Raw genomic sequence first — 14,672 nt, 5'->3', positions numbered from 1 at the left:
ATGACAGACCATTTACAAACGCTAAAATATATAAAATCTGATGTTTTGAGCTTTTGGGTGAGTTCTAATGAAGAACAAGCTAGTTTTAATGGGTATTTTTATTCATTAAAACAGTGTCTAAAGAAGCACTTGAAAATTGATAATGCAGCTTTTCTCAGCTTTGAAGGTAATTCATTAATACCTATTGAGGAGATGGCTTCATTAACAATTGAAACAAAGCTAAATGCTGTGTCATGGCTGATGATCGAAGCTAGTTTTTATCAACAAAAAGTAGTGAAAATTCCTTATATAATAAAAGCAAGACAGGCCTATTCAATGATGACAGATATGGTGCTTTTCCAAGCAGAGGGCAAACATCCCATTGGTGTATTACTTGTGGAGGCATCAGAGTCTTGGAATGACTTTATGACCTCGGATTATGGTGAAGAGTGTATAGAAATACTTTCGAAAGTTCTTCAAATGATGAGAGACAATTTAGATGTCAAAATAAACGAAGATCAATATAGAAAACTCTATAATATGACTGATTTATTTCATTCAACAATGGATATTGATTTAATTTTAGAAAATGTATTAAAAAATATAAGGGATAATTTCCCTGAGTTTAATGTAGAGCTTATATTATCGAATGATCAAGATCGACATACGACCATCGATATTAAGCTTTTTGATTATTTATCAGAAAGACCTGCTACAATTGAGGCTTTTGTATCAGGAGAGTTAACAACAGAACTAGCGAGTGATTTAAATTGTCGATTGTTAAATGCGCCGATAAAGGGCAGGCAAGCTATCTATGGCATCTTGCAAGTAAGTGCACCAACTACTTATCTTTTTTCAACGACTGAAAAAGACTTCGTACGAATGCTTGCACAAGCGTCAGGAAATGCACTTGAAAATGCAAAATTATATCATCAATCGCATCGTCTTGTAAGCGATTTACAACTCATCAATGAAACATCACATCGTTTAAATATGCGGATTGACATTCATGAAATGTTACTTTTCCTACAAAAGCAGTTACTGAAATCTTTTCAACCAATGGAAGTTTGTTTCGCATTTAAAAAAAATGATACGTTTGAAGTGACGGGCGCAAGTACATCTTTGTTCAATGCAGAAGAGGGGCAGACCTATATAAAACATGTTGAGCAGCATTTTGCTCAAACGAATGATCCACTGTTTATTGCCGATTTCAGTCGTTTAACAACGAATCAAATTGAGTACCGCTCCATTATGGCGATCCCTATATTAATGGAAGAAAAGATCAATGGTTTTAGTATTGTCTTACATAAAGAGCCATATTTCTTTTCGTTCGATAGTTTTAAATTAATGCAATCGTTAATTCATCACTCCTCTTTAGCCATTGCAAATTCAATTTTACGAACACAACTTCAGGAAATGGTCGATTTGGATCATTTGACAAAACTATATGCACGCAGCTATCTCGATCAATTTGTAGAAAAGTCGCTTGAATACGACCAGTCTGGGATGTTCTTGTTAATTGATATTGATAATTTTAAGCGCATCAATGATACGTACGGTCACCAAGTAGGGGATAAAATTCTTGTGCAAATAGCGCTCCAATTGAAAGAGACGATTGGTAGTCGTGGGATTTGTGCAAGATGGGGCGGAGAAGAGATGTCTGTTTATGTACCAAATATCAAGGAGCAGGAAGCATTAGAATTAGCATCCGCCATTGTGGAGGTTATTCCGAGTACTACAGATCCACAAGTAACTATTTCTGCGGGCCTCATAACATGGGATGAACGAGACCGACCAGCATTCCAATCTGTTTTTTTACATGCTGATACAGCTTTATATGAAGCGAAAAATAGTGGGAAAAATCGTTTTTGCATTCATGACGGCTCTTATCAAACTAATGTATAGGCGAATAAGGCGAAATGTATATGGCTGTACAAATAATTTGCCCTGAAATGACAATATAAAACATTTCAGGGCAATTTTTTAATATTTTATAAATGAAGAAGTAATGTTTGGACAAATTGTTCTAAGCCATTGCGGTCTTCCTCTGAAAAACGGCTCACAATGGGGCTATCAATGTCAAGGACACCAATGATCTTGCCTTGTTTTATCAATGGAATAACAATTTCGGACTGTGAAGCAGCATCACAGGCAATATGTCCTGGAAATTCGTGCACATCTTTGACAACAATCGTTTCTTTCGTTGCCACGGATGTTCCACAAACGCCACGACCAATGGGGATTCTCACGCAGGCTGGAAGACCTTGAAATGGTCCGAGTACAAGCTCATTTTCTTGTAGGATATAAAAGCCAACCCAGTTAATGTCAGTTAAAAACTGATTTAAAAGTGCTGAGGCATTACTTAAATTGGCGATCAAATCTGTTTCGCCAGTCAGTAGTGCATCTAATTGTTTGGATAATGTCAGATATTGGCCGGCAATTGATCCTCCGTAATTAATTTTTGTAAACATATAAGCACCTCGTTTAAAAATTATTTATATTGGTAATATAACATTATGATGTTGATGTAAGTCCGTTGCGCTATGTGCATCCGAACCAAATACATATGGCAGTTCAATAGCTTGACTATACTTGATAAAAGTAAATGGAGGGTAAGGCTCCTGACAATATTGTTTGCTTAAACCAGCACTATTTATATCTAGCTCATAGCCTCCACATTTCATGCTGTCTAATACTTCTTTGATGCGTGAGGCATCATTGATTTTTTCATTATGCACTAGCTGAAATTTATGAACAAGAGATGGATGCCCAATCCGCTTCGGCTTGTATGGACCAAGATCGGCCTTAATGGATTGTAGGACAGTATCATAATATAAATCATAAACCTGTTTAACAGAGCCAACTTTTTTTGAAAAATCAATAAAGCACTCAGGAGAAAAGTCGATACAGACAAAGGAATCTTGCCATTGCAAAAAATGGACAGACAAGATCGCATCATCTAAAAAATGTCCATATGTATCAAGGAATTGCCGAGTTTCTTGTTCAAAACCTTGGATATAGTCAACTTCTAACCCAATTCGGATGCGAATATCTTGTTCATACTGTTTTTGTAGGTGTTGCAATTCCTCAAAGTAGGGCATGAGATCATGTGGATTCATTCCGCTATCTTTTTGCGGGGTAGGATCGACAAAATTTTTTGGTAATGGGGCATGTTCAGTAAAGGTGATATCAGTGAAATGGTGAGAAATTGCTTTTTCAATATATTGCACGAAAGAGTCTGAACTGCCATGTGGACAAAAAGGACTATGTATATGCCCATCACGTTTCATAATTTACCACTCCTTTAGCTCTATAGATGCGCTATTTAAGTATTTCACAATAGCGAAAATACAGTTTTCTGAAAAACACTTAAATTTTAGTACAAAAGGCGAAAACATAGTATATAATAAAGACAACTAGCCAATTCGTTTATTGTAGAATAGGAGGCTTACGATGGAGTATATCATCATTCCGATTATCCTACTATTAATTTTAGCCATAGTAGGATTTATGATGCGAAGAAAACATGTTGCAATCATTGCAAAACTTGAAAATGAAAAATTACAAATTCAACATAATCCTATAAATGAAGAAATTTCAAAAGTAAAATCTTTAAACATGAACGGTGAAACGGAAGAAATGTTTGAACGATGGCGCAATACTTGGGATGAGGTCATCGATGTACATATGACTAAAATTGATTCATTGCTATTTGATGCTGAGGATCAAATTAATCGACTTCGTTTTAAAAAAGCGACGTTTATAGAACGTGAAATTGAAGATTATATTGAGAAATGCGAACAAGATAAAGATAAAATTTTAGAAGAACTGAATGAATTAATTGGCAGCGAAGAAAAAAATCGAATTGAAATTGAACAATTAAAGGAATATTATCGCTCTGCAAGAAAGACCTTGCTTGCTCACCAACATTCATTTGGTGTAGCGTTACCTGCACTTGAGAAAAAGCTAGAAACATTTGTACAAAAGTTTGAAGAGTTTGATGTATTGACAAATGATGGGAATTATTTGCAAGCACGCGAAATTGTCATTAGTTTAAATCAAGAATCACAGCAGACCTTTGAATTTATTAATGATGTCCCAACTATTTTAACGGAATTACAAGTGAAGCTACCAGGAGCGGTTCAGGAATTGCGGAATGGTCAGCGTGAAATGGAAGATCAATCTTACTATTTACAGCATTTAGAATTGACTGAGGCATTAAATAAGTATGAAAAAGAGTTTGATGAATTAAAAAAAGACTTAGCAGCGCTTAATTTAACAGTGGTTAAACCTCGTGTGACAGAAATAAATGAAGAAATCGATCATTTTTATGATTTACTTGAAAAAGAGGTTATTGCTAAAAATTACGTTGATCAAAATTGTGAGCGTTTATTAAGCTCTATCACTAATGTTATTTCTTCAACAAAATTAGTGAATGATGAAGCGACCTATGTGCAACAAAGTTATCATTTGAACGAAAAGGATGCAGAAATTCCGAAAGCTGCATTAAAGCAATTGGAAGCATTACAACGTCGCTACGACTTATTAGCTATGCGTGTGAGAGAAGAAAAATCGGCTTATTCTAGTTTACAGGAAGAATTAATCGAAATTAGTGAAGAGCTTGAACGAATTCATGAGGAGCAAGGACATTTATCAAATACAATGAAGAAGCTTCGAATTGATGAAAATAAAGCCCGCGCTCAAGTTGAAAATTTAAAGAAAATATTACAAGATACAGATCGCTTATTGAACAAGGCCAATATCCCAGGAATCCCTGAGGAAATGGATGCACGTCTTGATGAGGCTGCAGAGCACATCTACATTGTTATGCAAAGCCTGCAAGAAGTACCACTAAATATGGGGACTGTTCATAATAATTTAAATGCTGCCACACTGTGTGTTGAGGATGTAAAAGTCAAAGCACATGAGTTAATAGAAAATGTTATGCTTATTGAACGTATTATTCAGTATGGAAATCGTCATCGTGCTTCGAACCCAACATTGAATGCGCGTTTAAAAGAAGCTGAAGAGGCATTCCATCAATTCCGTTATGCGAAAGCATTAGAAGAAGCAGGAACAGCTGTTGAGGAGATGGAGCCAGGTGCTTTAAAACGTATTCAAGAAATAGTTGCAGAAGAGTCTATGTCAAATTAATTCAAATAACTGTTAGCTGTCTAAAAAGTATAGCGATTACTTTTTAGACAGCTTTCTTTTTAAATAGAGAGAAAGGTGTGATACGGTTGAAGCTGTCGCTACGAGAAATGAATGAAAAGTATGCGAGTGAAATTTTACAGTGGCATTATGCAGCACCATACGATCTTTATAATAATGACTTATCAGATGAAACCTTACAAGAAATGCTCGAAAATCCCTACTATGCTATCTTTAATGAGCAGGAGGAGTTAATCGGCTATTATTGCACAGGAACAGCCGCACAAGTGCCGAAAGGACATGACATTGGGGCATATGCAGAATGCTATGTAGATATCGGCATCGGTATGAAGCCCAATCTAACTGGTCAAGGCTTAGGGACGGCATTTTTTTCGTTTATTGTCAAAACAATTCAACAAGAGCATCAACTACCGCTTCGTTTAACTGTGGCCCGATTTAATAAGAGAGCTATTCGTCTTTATGAAAAATTCGGCTTTGTCAAAGATAGTGAATTTAGTACACCAACAGTCTTTATGACAATGTTGAAAAAAGTGTAATATGCTATTTAAAATTTGAAGAATCGTGAAAGTTAGTGGTCAATCGCCAAAGATTGCGTTATGATAAATACCGTTAAATCAACGTTTTGAAAGTGTGTGAAAAGTGATGGTTAAGACAATTTATTTAGATAATAGTGCAACAACAAAACCTTTAACAGAGGTTATGCAGACATTTATGGTAGTGAATGAGCAGTATTATGCCAATCCTGCATCCATCCATGCCATGGGAGTTGAAGCAAATGATTTATTAATGCGTGCACGTGAGCAAGTAGCAGATATTTTGCAGACAGAGGCAAAAAATGTGCTATTTACTTCAGGTGGGACAGAGTCAAATAATGCAGCTATTTTTGGTATAGCACGTAGTAATACACATATAGGAAAGCATATTTTAACGACTGAAATAGAACATCCATCGGTTTTAGAAACAGTAAAACAGCTTACAAAAGAGGGCTATGAGGTTGACTATCTTCGAGTTGATCAACATGGAGTCATTTCTTTAGATGAGTTGCGTGCTAAAATACGTAAAGATACAATTTTAGTTAGCATTATGCATGTAAATAATGAAATGGGTGCTATCCAGCCTATTAAGGAAGCAGCAGCAATGATTCATGAAATGAGTAGAGCAGCTCTTCATGTTGATGCTGTTCAAAGCTTTGGGAAATTAGCTGTGTCCTTTAATGGAGAAGAAGGTCCAGACAGTATTGCTATTTCTGGTCATAAAATTCATGGCTTTAAAGGCTCAGGTGTATTAGCCTTTCGTAAAAGCATGAGATGGCAGCCTTATGCACTAGGTGGAGGTCAGGAATTTGGTTTGCGAAGTGGTACTGTAGCAGTACCGCAAGCAGTTGCATTAGCAAAAGCTGCTCGATTAGCAGTAGAAACATTGAATGACTGTGCAATGAAATACCGTCAATGGCAAGATGAAATTCGTACGCAACTAAAAGGATACGGAGAGGCAGTGCATATTTTATCAACTCCACAAGGAGCTGCACATATTTTATCGTTCAGTGTTCGTGATTTAAAAGGGGAAGTCATTATTAATGCTATGCAAAAACGTGGCATCATCGTGTCAACATCAAGTGCTTGTTCATCGAAGCAAACGAAAACAAGCCATGTTGTCGAGGCTCTGCACCTTGATGAGCATTATAAAAAAGGTGTAATTCGTATGAGCTTTGGTGCACATAACACAGCACAAGATATAGAAAAGTTTAAACAAGTACTAGCAGAAGTCATGCTGGAACTCAAAGGAGAAATGAAGTAATGATTTGGAAAGAAATTTTAATTCGATATGGCGAGCTTTCTACAAAAGGTCGCAACAAAATGGATTTTATCCGTCGCTTACGTGAAAATATTCGTCATGCTTTTGCCGATTTAGGACAACTGCATATTCGTACAGAGCGTGATCGTATGTTTATTGCTATAGAAAATGAAGCACAAATGCAGGCACTCGTAACAGGCTTACCTAAAATTTTTGGTATTCAATCTTTTAGCCCTGTGGCTGCATGTGAAAAAGATATAGAAAGTATGAAGAAACTTGCCATCATTATAATGGAGACATTTAAAGATGAGCAGCATACATTTAAAGTAGAAGTAAAACGTACCGATAAAACATTTCCTTTAGAATCTCATGCCATCCAACGTGAGATTGGTGGCTATGTTTTACCGCAATTTCAAAATTTATCAGTCAAAGTGAAGCAGCCTGATATTGAACTACGTGTAGAAGTTCGTCATGATGCAACATATATGATGGCACAAGTTATTCCTGGCGCAGGTGGAATGCCTGTAGGATCTAATGGAAAATCTTTATTAATGTTATCTGGTGGTATTGATAGCCCTGTTGCAGGTTATTTAATGATGAAGCGAGGCGTGCGATTAGAAGCGATTCACTTCTTTAGTCCACCATATACAAGCGAAAATTCATTAGAAAAAGTAAAGGTACTTGCCAATGAACTAACGAAATTTGGTGCTAGTATTCGTTTACATGTCATTCCTTTTACTGAAATACAAGTTCTTATTAAAGAGAAAGTACCTTCTAATGTATCGATGACAACAACACGCCGTATGATGTTGAAAGTAGCTGATCAGGTGCGTGAGGAAATTGGGGCACTTGCCATTGTAACAGGTGAAAGTCTTGGGCAGGTAGCGAGTCAAACGCTTGAAAGTTTAACAGCGATTAATGCTGTAACGAATACACCTATTTTGCGTCCGTTAATTTCATCAGATAAACTCGAAATCATTGATATTGCAGAAAAAATAGGCACATACGAAACATCTATTCAGCCATTTGAAGATTGCTGTACGATTTTTACACCTACAAGTCCAAAAACAAAGCCGAAGCTTGAAAAGGTCGAGCATTATGAAAGCTTCTCTGATTTTGATGAGCTAATCGAGCGAGCAGTAAAAAATCGAGAGGTCTATATTTTCCCTAAGAAAGAAGAGCAACAACAAGATAAGTTTGCAGAACTATTATAAGGTTTCAAAGCCGTCTCAAAGTCCATTTTGAGACGGCTTTTTTATATTACTGGCTAGATGCCATTAGAGGTACAATTTACCTTTAAAATTTTCGTATTAAAAATCGAATATCGCACATTCTATATTCACAAGGAGGTGAGACACATGACTTCAAACAACAACAGCAGTTCAAACAAGCTTGCAGTACCTGGTGTACAACAAGCACTAGATCAAATGAAATACGAAATTGCACAAGAATTTGGTGTTCAATTAGGAGCTGAAGCTTCAGCTCGTGCTAACGGTTCCGTTGGTGGTGAAATCACTAAACGTCTTGTACAAATGGCAGAATCTCAATTAAAAGGTATGCCAAACAACCAATAAATGCTGACTAAGCATTTATAAACTTAAAACCAGTGACCGTAAAAGGCACTGGTTTTAGTTTGTTTATAGATCATTTTTTTATGCGAGATAACGACGTAAATGTAGATACGGTGTGTGTAATATCTTCACTTTCACAGATAGCAGAAATAACGGCAACACCATCAGCACCTGCTTGAAAAACAGAATGTGCATTTGTACAAGTAATCCCACCAATCGCTACAATCGGTAATTCAGGATAAAGATGATAAGCTTGCTGTAAAAAATTTGTACCGCATGGTGGTTGTGCATCACTTTTAGATGTTGTTGCAAAGATTGGACCAATTCCTACATAATCAGCATGATGGTCTATAGCTGTTTGTAATTCCTCCTGTGAATGTACAGAAACACCAAGTATCATGTTCCCGATTTTTTTACGTGCCATTTCAACATCTAAATCATCTTGTCCAATATGAACGCCATCAGCACCAAGTCGCAAAGCGAGCTCTACATCATCATTAACGATAAACGGTACATTATACTGCTGACAAAGTTTTTGACATTGGCGTGCAAATTGTTCATAGGCTAATCCAGTTAAGGCAACAGACCCTTTCTCGCGAAATTGAAACATCGTAATGCCAGCTTGCAATGCCTTTTCGAGGAGATGGATGGGATCTTGTTGAAAAACATTGCCTGTCCCCATAATAAAATAAAGCTGTAAATCCTCACGTTTCATGAATGATTACCTCACAGGCTTCCTTATGCTGTTGATAAGCGAAATGATTTGTAGGTCCGTGCCCGTTGCCGATGGATAAATCATGCATAATCGCTAATTGAATAAATTTTTTAGCTTCGATAATAGCCTCTTCCATCGCTAAACCTCGTCCAAGAAAAGCAGTGAGTGCTGCTGAAAATGTACAGCCAGTACCATGTGTATTTTTTGTTTGGATTCGTGGAGACTGCATCGAAAAAGACTGTCCATTTTTGAAAAATACATAATCAATGGCATAAAGTGGTTCTGCTAAATGCCCACCCTTTAGAATGACGCATTGTACACCTAGCTGTAAAAAGCTTTGAGCCACTTGTTTCATATCCTCAAAATGGCGAATGGCTCTCCCCGTGAGAGCCTCTGCTTCGGGTATATTTGGCGTAACAATCGTAGCTAGTGGTAGTAAAGATGAGCGTAACGCCTCAATAGCTTCTTGCTGTAATAAGCTTTCTCCACCTTTTGCAATCATCACGGGATCCACAACTAGTGGTATGTTTAATTCACCGATCATGCGTGCGATGGCTTGGATAATACCAGAGGAATAAAGCATGCCTGTTTTCATTGCAGCAATTGGAAAATCTTCGACTAACGCTTGAAATTGTTTTTCCACAAACGAAATGTCAATGGGGAAAACACCTGTCACGCCTGTTGTATTTTGTGCAGTTAAAGCTGTAATAACGGAAGTGCCGAACACCTCTAATTCCTGAAATGTTTTTAAATCAGCCTGTATACCAGCACCGCCACCACTATCTGATCCAGCAATCGTCGTTACAATATGCATGATGCTTCACCATCCTTTGATAAACGATGTATAGCATTAAGCAAAGCTATTTGAAAATCACCGATATCTGCAGTGAATGCAGAAGCTAGTACTGCTGCTTTTTTATAGTAAGTGAGTGTTTCTGCTAATTGGTGGTATGGCTTGTTACCTGCGACATAGGCAGCACCACAAAACGCACTAAGTAAACAGCCAGTACCAGTGACCTCTGTCATTTGTGGATGGCCACCAGCTATCCACTGGCTATGCTCACCATTTGTTATAAGATCACGTTCACCTGTTACAATAACGATACAATTATATCGTTGTGCCACTAGTAATGCTTCCGTCTCCAGTGACATGGAGCCATGACCACTATCTACACCTTTCTGTTGCCAATCTACATTGGCTATAGCCGCAAGCTCACCGATATTACAGCGAATTACGGCAAATTCTATGTTTTCAAGTAAGTATTGAACGGTTTCCTTGCGATAAGTTGTAGCCCCTGCCCCAACTGGATCTAATATAACTGGAATGCCAAGTGCATTAGCTTTTTTTCCTGCTAACAGCATGGCGTTTTTGGTGCGAGTATTGAGTGTCCCAATATTAATTAATAAAGCTTGTGCCATTGCTACCATTTCCTCAACCTCTTGGCTATCGTCAGCCATAACGGGCGAAGCACCTAATGCTAATAAACCATTTGCTTGGAAATTTGCCACCACATAGTTTGTGATGCAATGAATAAGTGGTTGCTGTTGACGAATTGTTTGAAATATCATTTTGTTTTTGTCCTCCTTTGTGGATGGACGTAAGCATGCAAAAAAGCTCTTTTTATGTAAAAATACACGAAAAAGAGCCTTTCATCTGAAAAAATCGATGTCTGTTGCTCCCTACGTCAGTATTAACTAACAGGTTCAAAGGGTCAGGTTTTACCTTCTCAACTCTTTCGAGTCCCCCTGCAATTTTGCTTTTAGTTGACCAAAATGTACCATACTTTTCATTTGTATTCAATAGCTAGTTTTCCTATCGACAAAACGTGACTGATGCCATATAGCTAGGTATGATAGTTGTCATGACTTTACCTAAATTAAGCGCAAACCATTGAAAATACTGAAAAAGGAGTTTTATAATGTGTCATAGCAAAAGGGGGCATTTGCCATGAAAAGACAAGATTTAGTTGCACCAGAATGGTATAACATAACAGAGGAAATTGAAAAATATGCTCAGGATGCAACGAAAAATGCTTTAATTATTTATGAAGAAAATCAAGCTGTACAATTTATTACATATGCACATTTGATGGAAAAAGCGAATCAAGCAGCACATGTTTTCACCTTACAAGGTTTAACGAAGGGTGATGTGATTTTAGTGATGGTACCACGCTCAGTGGAAGCATATATTGTTTATATTGCAGCATTAAAAGCAGGTTTAACCATCATTCCAAGTTCAGAAATGTTAAGAACAAAAGATATTGAGTATCGCATTCATCACGCGAATGCTAAAGGGGTTGTTGCCTATGAGCCCTATATTGAACAATTTGATGAAGTTGGAAATTTACAGGGCATACAGCAATTTGTCATAGGACAAGCACATGAGCCTTGGCAGCCTTTACTAGAAAAAATGCACCATCAACCTACAACTTACATAAATCCGACTCCGACAAAAAGTACTGATAATGCATTTTTAGCCTATACAAGCGGCACAACAGGTAACCCGAAAGCAGCGGTACATACACACAGCTGGGGCTATGCTCATTTACGAACAACAGCACCACATTGGTTAGGTGTACAAGAAAATGATATTGTTTGGGCAACAGCAGCACCTGGATGGCAAAAATGGATATGGAGTCCTTTTCTCGCTACATTAGGCAGTGGTGCTACTGCATTTGTTTACAAAGGTAAATTTGATGTGGTTTCCTATTTGGCACTGCTTGAAAAATTCAAAATCAATGTATTATGCTGTACACCAACTGAATATCGTTTTATGGCATCACTTGAAAATTTACAAGCATATGATTTACATGCAATTCGCCAAGCTGTATCAGCAGGTGAACCATTAAATAGTGAGGTTATCAACGTATTTTCAGAAACATTCCATTTACAAGTGCGAGATGGCTATGGTCAAACGGAGAATACATTACTTGTTGGTACAATGGTAGGGATGGAGGCGCGAGTTGGCTCAATGGGAAAACCTACTCCTGGCAACACCGTTAATATTATTAACGATTTCGGCAATCCCGTTGCAGTAGGAGAGGTGGGTGATATTGCTGTTCATCGTGAAACACCAGCTCTCTTTAAAAAATATTTAAATGATTCTGAACGTACAAATTTACAATTCCGTGGTGATTGGTATATAACAGGAGATCGTGCCTACAAAGATGAAGATGGCTACTTTTGGTTTGAGGGTCGAGGAGATGATGTCATTATCTCCTCCGGTTATACAATTGGTCCCTTTGAAGTAGAGGATGCTTTGATGAAGCATCCAACTGTGAAAGAAGCTGCTGTCATTGCCAGTCCAGATAAAGTGCGAGGAAATATTGTAAAGGCATTTATTGTTCTTCGTAATGGTGAAATTGGTGATGAAACACTTATTCAAACACTTCAAAGTCATGTGAAATCATTGACTGCCCCATATAAGTATCCTCGTGCTATTGAATTTGTCGAAGAGCTACCCAAAACATCCTCTGGAAAAATTCGACGAGTTGAATTACGACAACAAGAAACAAAGCAATGCCATTCATCATCATTTCCTAGGAAATAATGTCGAAAATCAAAGTTCATGCAAAGGTATGGACTTTGATTTTTTTTATTTTTTTAGGTAAGGTAATATGAGGAAATAAATAGCAACAAGCTTTTTGCATATTATTGCAAAAAAATGAAACAAATAAGCAAGTCATTCGTATTACGTGTTGAGGAGGCGGAAAGACATGAATGTAAAAAGGTGGGTTGCTTTAGTAGTCGCAGGTGTTCTTTTACTATTTTCATTAGGAATTAACACCATTTTTGCCCTATTTAAAGCAGATTTCCTAGGTAATTTTGATAGTTTGATGGCTGGGAATAATTTAGATGTATATGAAAATGTCATTGAAGGAGACAATTTTGATAAGCGAATTGCTTATTTAAAGGTAGATGGAGCGATTCAAGATATCGGCTCAAGTACATTATGGCAACCAGTTGCCTATGATCATACATTTTTCTTAGAGCAATTGGATAATATTTTGTATGATGATTCGATACAGGGCGTTGTTTTAAGCGTCAATTCACCAGGTGGTGGTGTGAAAGAATCTGCAGAAATCTATAAAAAGCTGCTAAAAATTAAAGAAGAACGACAAATTCCAATTTATGTATCGATGGATTCGATGGCAGCATCGGGTGGTTATTATATTTCAGCACCTGCAGATAAAATCTTTGCCCATCGTGATACAATAACAGGCTCAATTGGCGTCATTATGCAATCCATTAACTACCAAGCATTGGCTGAAAAAGTAGGTGTTAAATTTGAAACGTTTAAATCAGGGGAGCATAAGGATATGCTAAGCCCAATGCGTGAAGTGACACCAGAAGAACGTGCAATGATGCAGGATATGATTAATGAAACGTATGAAGAATTTGTAGACATTGTAGAGCAGGGACGTAATATGTCTGAAGCCGAAGTGAAGAAGGTTGCAGATGGTCGTATTCTTGGTGGCACAAAAGCGCTTGAAGCAGGTTTAATCGATGAAATTGGTGATGAAGAAGCAGCCATCGCTGCTCTACGTGCAGATTATGGACTGGAAGATGCTGCTTTATTTGAGTATGCGTACGATATGGGAGGCTGGCAATCATACGTTGGGATGAAAATTGGCTCCATGTTTGGTCCATCTGCAGAAGAAAAAATGCTAATGAAGATTATGACCGACTACAGTGCACCGAAAATGATGTATTTATACGGGGAATACTAAGGAGGGAGTACAATGACAAACAATGAATTTGTTATGCAAGGTTCACCCTCTATGGAAAATGGCTTTCTTATGAACGCTCCAGATGAGTCAGTAAAGCATAAAAACTATGCTTTAAAAACGGCTGGTTTTTGGATTCGGTTTTGGGCATTTTTATTAGATGGATTCATTATTTCTGCTGTAGTTGGAATACTTATCAATCCTATCTTTTATCTAATGGATTGGTCCTTATCAGAATCTGTTTGGTATGCACCGATTTCAATCATCACAGCGATCCTCTATTATAGCTATTTTGTACTGATGACAAAGTTCTTTGGGCAAACACTTGGAAAAATGGTTTTTGGCTTACGTGTTATTTCATTAAAGCATGATAAGCTTACTTGGTCAGATGTGTTATTCCGTGATTGGATTGGCCGCATTATCAATAATATTTTTATGCCTCTGTATATTTTGGTAGTCATTTTACCAGAAAATCAAGGGTTACATGATTATTTTGCAGATACAGCAGTGGTGCACGAAAAAGTCTTTGTTGAAAAGGATCCAGCACCAGCTGCTTTACCAAAACAGCAAGAGCAGATAGAAACGACTGTGCAAGAGGAAAAACTAGAACTAGCCAAGCTAGAGGAAAAAAATGAACAATAAACAAAGGGCTGTCTCCTAATTCGAGACAGTCTTTCCTATTTCTAAGCTAGTTCTTCTAAAGTAAGCTATCTT

At 37.4% G+C, this 14,672-nt stretch carries 14 protein-coding genes and 1 riboswitch; of the genes, 9 read left to right on the top strand and 5 right to left on the bottom strand.

Annotation, left to right across the window (positions count from 1 at the left end):
• The gene (locus V6670_RS17005) at window positions 1-1,884 is read left to right on the top strand and encodes a GGDEF domain-containing protein (RefSeq protein WP_141904662.1); all 1,884 of its coding nucleotides are present in this window, start codon (window positions 1-3) and stop codon (window positions 1,882-1,884) included.
• An 86-nt stretch (window positions 1,885-1,970) separates the two neighbouring features.
• On the opposite strand, the gene V6670_RS17000 is transcribed toward V6670_RS17005, so the two are convergent.
• Both V6670_RS17000 and hisJ read right to left on the bottom strand, forming a co-directional pair.
• Window positions 1,971-2,450: a GAF domain-containing protein gene (locus V6670_RS17000; RefSeq protein WP_338651731.1), complete on the bottom strand. Its 480-nt coding sequence runs from the start codon at window positions 2,448-2,450 to the stop codon at window positions 1,971-1,973.
• A 24-nt stretch (window positions 2,451-2,474) separates the two neighbouring features.
• On the bottom strand, window positions 2,475-3,269 hold the full coding sequence (gene hisJ / locus V6670_RS16995) for a histidinol-phosphatase HisJ (RefSeq protein ID WP_338651730.1): 795 nt from the start codon (window positions 3,267-3,269) through the stop codon (window positions 2,475-2,477).
• Window positions 3,270-3,432: 163 nt separating this feature from the next.
• Here hisJ and ezrA point away from each other — a divergent pair, with 163 nt between their 5' ends.
• From ezrA to V6670_RS16970, 5 genes are all read left to right on the top strand, one after another.
• Entirely contained in the window at window positions 3,433-5,133 is a 1,701-nt protein-coding gene (gene ezrA / locus V6670_RS16990; protein WP_141904664.1) for a septation ring formation regulator EzrA, read from the top strand.
• A 107-nt stretch (window positions 5,134-5,240) separates the two neighbouring features.
• A complete protein-coding gene (locus V6670_RS16985; protein WP_338651728.1) occupies window positions 5,241-5,687 on the top strand; it encodes a GNAT family N-acetyltransferase in 447 nt (148 codons plus the stop codon).
• A 106-nt stretch (window positions 5,688-5,793) separates the two neighbouring features.
• Window positions 5,794-6,948 carry a cysteine desulfurase family protein gene (locus tag V6670_RS16980; RefSeq protein WP_141904666.1) on the top strand — a complete coding sequence of 385 codons (1,155 nt, stop codon included), beginning with the start codon at window positions 5,794-5,796 and terminating at the stop codon, window positions 6,946-6,948.
• Entirely contained in the window at window positions 6,948-8,159 is a 1,212-nt protein-coding gene (thiI, locus tag V6670_RS16975; protein ID WP_338651727.1) for a tRNA uracil 4-sulfurtransferase ThiI, read from the top strand. Before V6670_RS16980 ends, thiI begins: the two co-directional genes overlap by 1 nt.
• Before the next feature lie 144 nt (window positions 8,160-8,303).
• A complete protein-coding gene (locus tag V6670_RS16970; protein WP_058843395.1) occupies window positions 8,304-8,519 on the top strand; it encodes an alpha/beta-type small acid-soluble spore protein in 216 nt (71 codons plus the stop codon).
• A gap of 70 nt (window positions 8,520-8,589) precedes the next feature.
• Here V6670_RS16970 and thiE read toward each other — a convergent pair whose 3' ends face one another.
• Genes thiE through thiM form a run of 3 tightly spaced genes read right to left on the bottom strand, consistent with a single transcriptional unit; the run spans window position 8,590 to window position 10,800 of the window.
• A complete protein-coding gene (gene thiE, locus V6670_RS16965) occupies window positions 8,590-9,231 on the bottom strand; it encodes a thiamine phosphate synthase (protein WP_338651726.1) in 642 nt (213 codons plus the stop codon).
• On the bottom strand, window positions 9,221-10,045 hold the full coding sequence (gene thiD / locus V6670_RS16960) for a bifunctional hydroxymethylpyrimidine kinase/phosphomethylpyrimidine kinase (protein ID WP_338651725.1): 825 nt from the start codon (window positions 10,043-10,045) through the stop codon (window positions 9,221-9,223). Before thiD ends, thiE begins: the two co-directional genes overlap by 11 nt.
• Window positions 10,033-10,800: a hydroxyethylthiazole kinase gene (gene thiM / locus V6670_RS16955; protein ID WP_338651724.1), complete on the bottom strand. Its 768-nt coding sequence runs from the start codon at window positions 10,798-10,800 to the stop codon at window positions 10,033-10,035. The genes thiD and thiM overlap by 13 nt, the downstream gene beginning before the upstream one ends.
• Before the next feature lie 91 nt (window positions 10,801-10,891).
• Window positions 10,892-10,989: riboswitch (TPP riboswitch) on the bottom strand.
• A 190-nt stretch (window positions 10,990-11,179) separates the two neighbouring features.
• On the opposite strand from thiM, the gene V6670_RS16950 reads away from it, so the two are divergent.
• The 3 genes from V6670_RS16950 to V6670_RS16940 all read left to right on the top strand — a co-directional run bounded on the left by V6670_RS16950 (window position 11,180) and on the right by V6670_RS16940 (window position 14,600).
• Complete coding sequence (locus V6670_RS16950; protein ID WP_338651723.1) at window positions 11,180-12,781, top strand: acyl--CoA ligase; 1,602 nt, start codon at window positions 11,180-11,182, stop codon at window positions 12,779-12,781.
• A 166-nt stretch (window positions 12,782-12,947) separates the two neighbouring features.
• Window positions 12,948-13,961: a signal peptide peptidase SppA gene (gene sppA, locus V6670_RS16945; RefSeq protein WP_036118896.1), complete on the top strand. Its 1,014-nt coding sequence runs from the start codon at window positions 12,948-12,950 to the stop codon at window positions 13,959-13,961.
• Between the two features lie 12 nt (window positions 13,962-13,973).
• Window positions 13,974-14,600, top strand: a complete 627-nt coding sequence (locus tag V6670_RS16940) for an RDD family protein (protein ID WP_141904672.1) — start codon at window positions 13,974-13,976, stop codon at window positions 14,598-14,600.
• The last annotated feature ends 72 nt before the right edge of the window (window positions 14,601-14,672 follow it).

The sequence above is a fragment of the Lysinibacillus sp. Y5S-8 genome (genome assembly GCF_036894365.1).
Lineage (GTDB): Bacteria > Bacillota > Bacilli > Bacillales_A > Planococcaceae > Lysinibacillus > Lysinibacillus fusiformis_D.
This window is presented reverse-complemented; position numbering and strand designations above follow the sequence as displayed.

Excerpts from the sequence above, each read along its gene's own strand:
- V6670_RS17005 (WP_141904662.1), top strand. The coding sequence starts at position 1 with ATGACAGACCATTTACAAACGCTAAAATATATAAAATCTGATGTTTTG.
- V6670_RS17000 (WP_338651731.1), bottom strand. The coding sequence starts at position 2,450 with ATGTTTACAAAAATTAATTACGGAGGATCAATTGCCGGCCAATATCTG.
- hisJ (WP_338651730.1), bottom strand. The coding sequence starts at position 3,269 with ATGAAACGTGATGGGCATATACATAGTCCTTTTTGTCCACATGGCAGT.
- ezrA (WP_141904664.1), top strand. The coding sequence starts at position 3,433 with ATGGAGTATATCATCATTCCGATTATCCTACTATTAATTTTAGCCATA.
- V6670_RS16985 (WP_338651728.1), top strand. The coding sequence starts at position 5,241 with ATGAATGAAAAGTATGCGAGTGAAATTTTACAGTGGCATTATGCAGCA.
- V6670_RS16980 (WP_141904666.1), top strand. The coding sequence starts at position 5,794 with ATGGTTAAGACAATTTATTTAGATAATAGTGCAACAACAAAACCTTTA.
- thiI (WP_338651727.1), top strand. The coding sequence starts at position 6,948 with ATGATTTGGAAAGAAATTTTAATTCGATATGGCGAGCTTTCTACAAAA.
- V6670_RS16970 (WP_058843395.1), top strand. The coding sequence starts at position 8,304 with ATGACTTCAAACAACAACAGCAGTTCAAACAAGCTTGCAGTACCTGGT.
- thiE (WP_338651726.1), bottom strand. The coding sequence starts at position 9,231 with ATGAAACGTGAGGATTTACAGCTTTATTTTATTATGGGGACAGGCAAT.
- thiD (WP_338651725.1), bottom strand. The coding sequence starts at position 10,045 with ATGCATATTGTAACGACGATTGCTGGATCAGATAGTGGTGGCGGTGCT.
- thiM (WP_338651724.1), bottom strand. The coding sequence starts at position 10,800 with ATGATATTTCAAACAATTCGTCAACAGCAACCACTTATTCATTGCATC.
- V6670_RS16950 (WP_338651723.1), top strand. The coding sequence starts at position 11,180 with ATGAAAAGACAAGATTTAGTTGCACCAGAATGGTATAACATAACAGAG.
- sppA (WP_036118896.1), top strand. The coding sequence starts at position 12,948 with ATGAATGTAAAAAGGTGGGTTGCTTTAGTAGTCGCAGGTGTTCTTTTA.
- V6670_RS16940 (WP_141904672.1), top strand. The coding sequence starts at position 13,974 with ATGACAAACAATGAATTTGTTATGCAAGGTTCACCCTCTATGGAAAAT.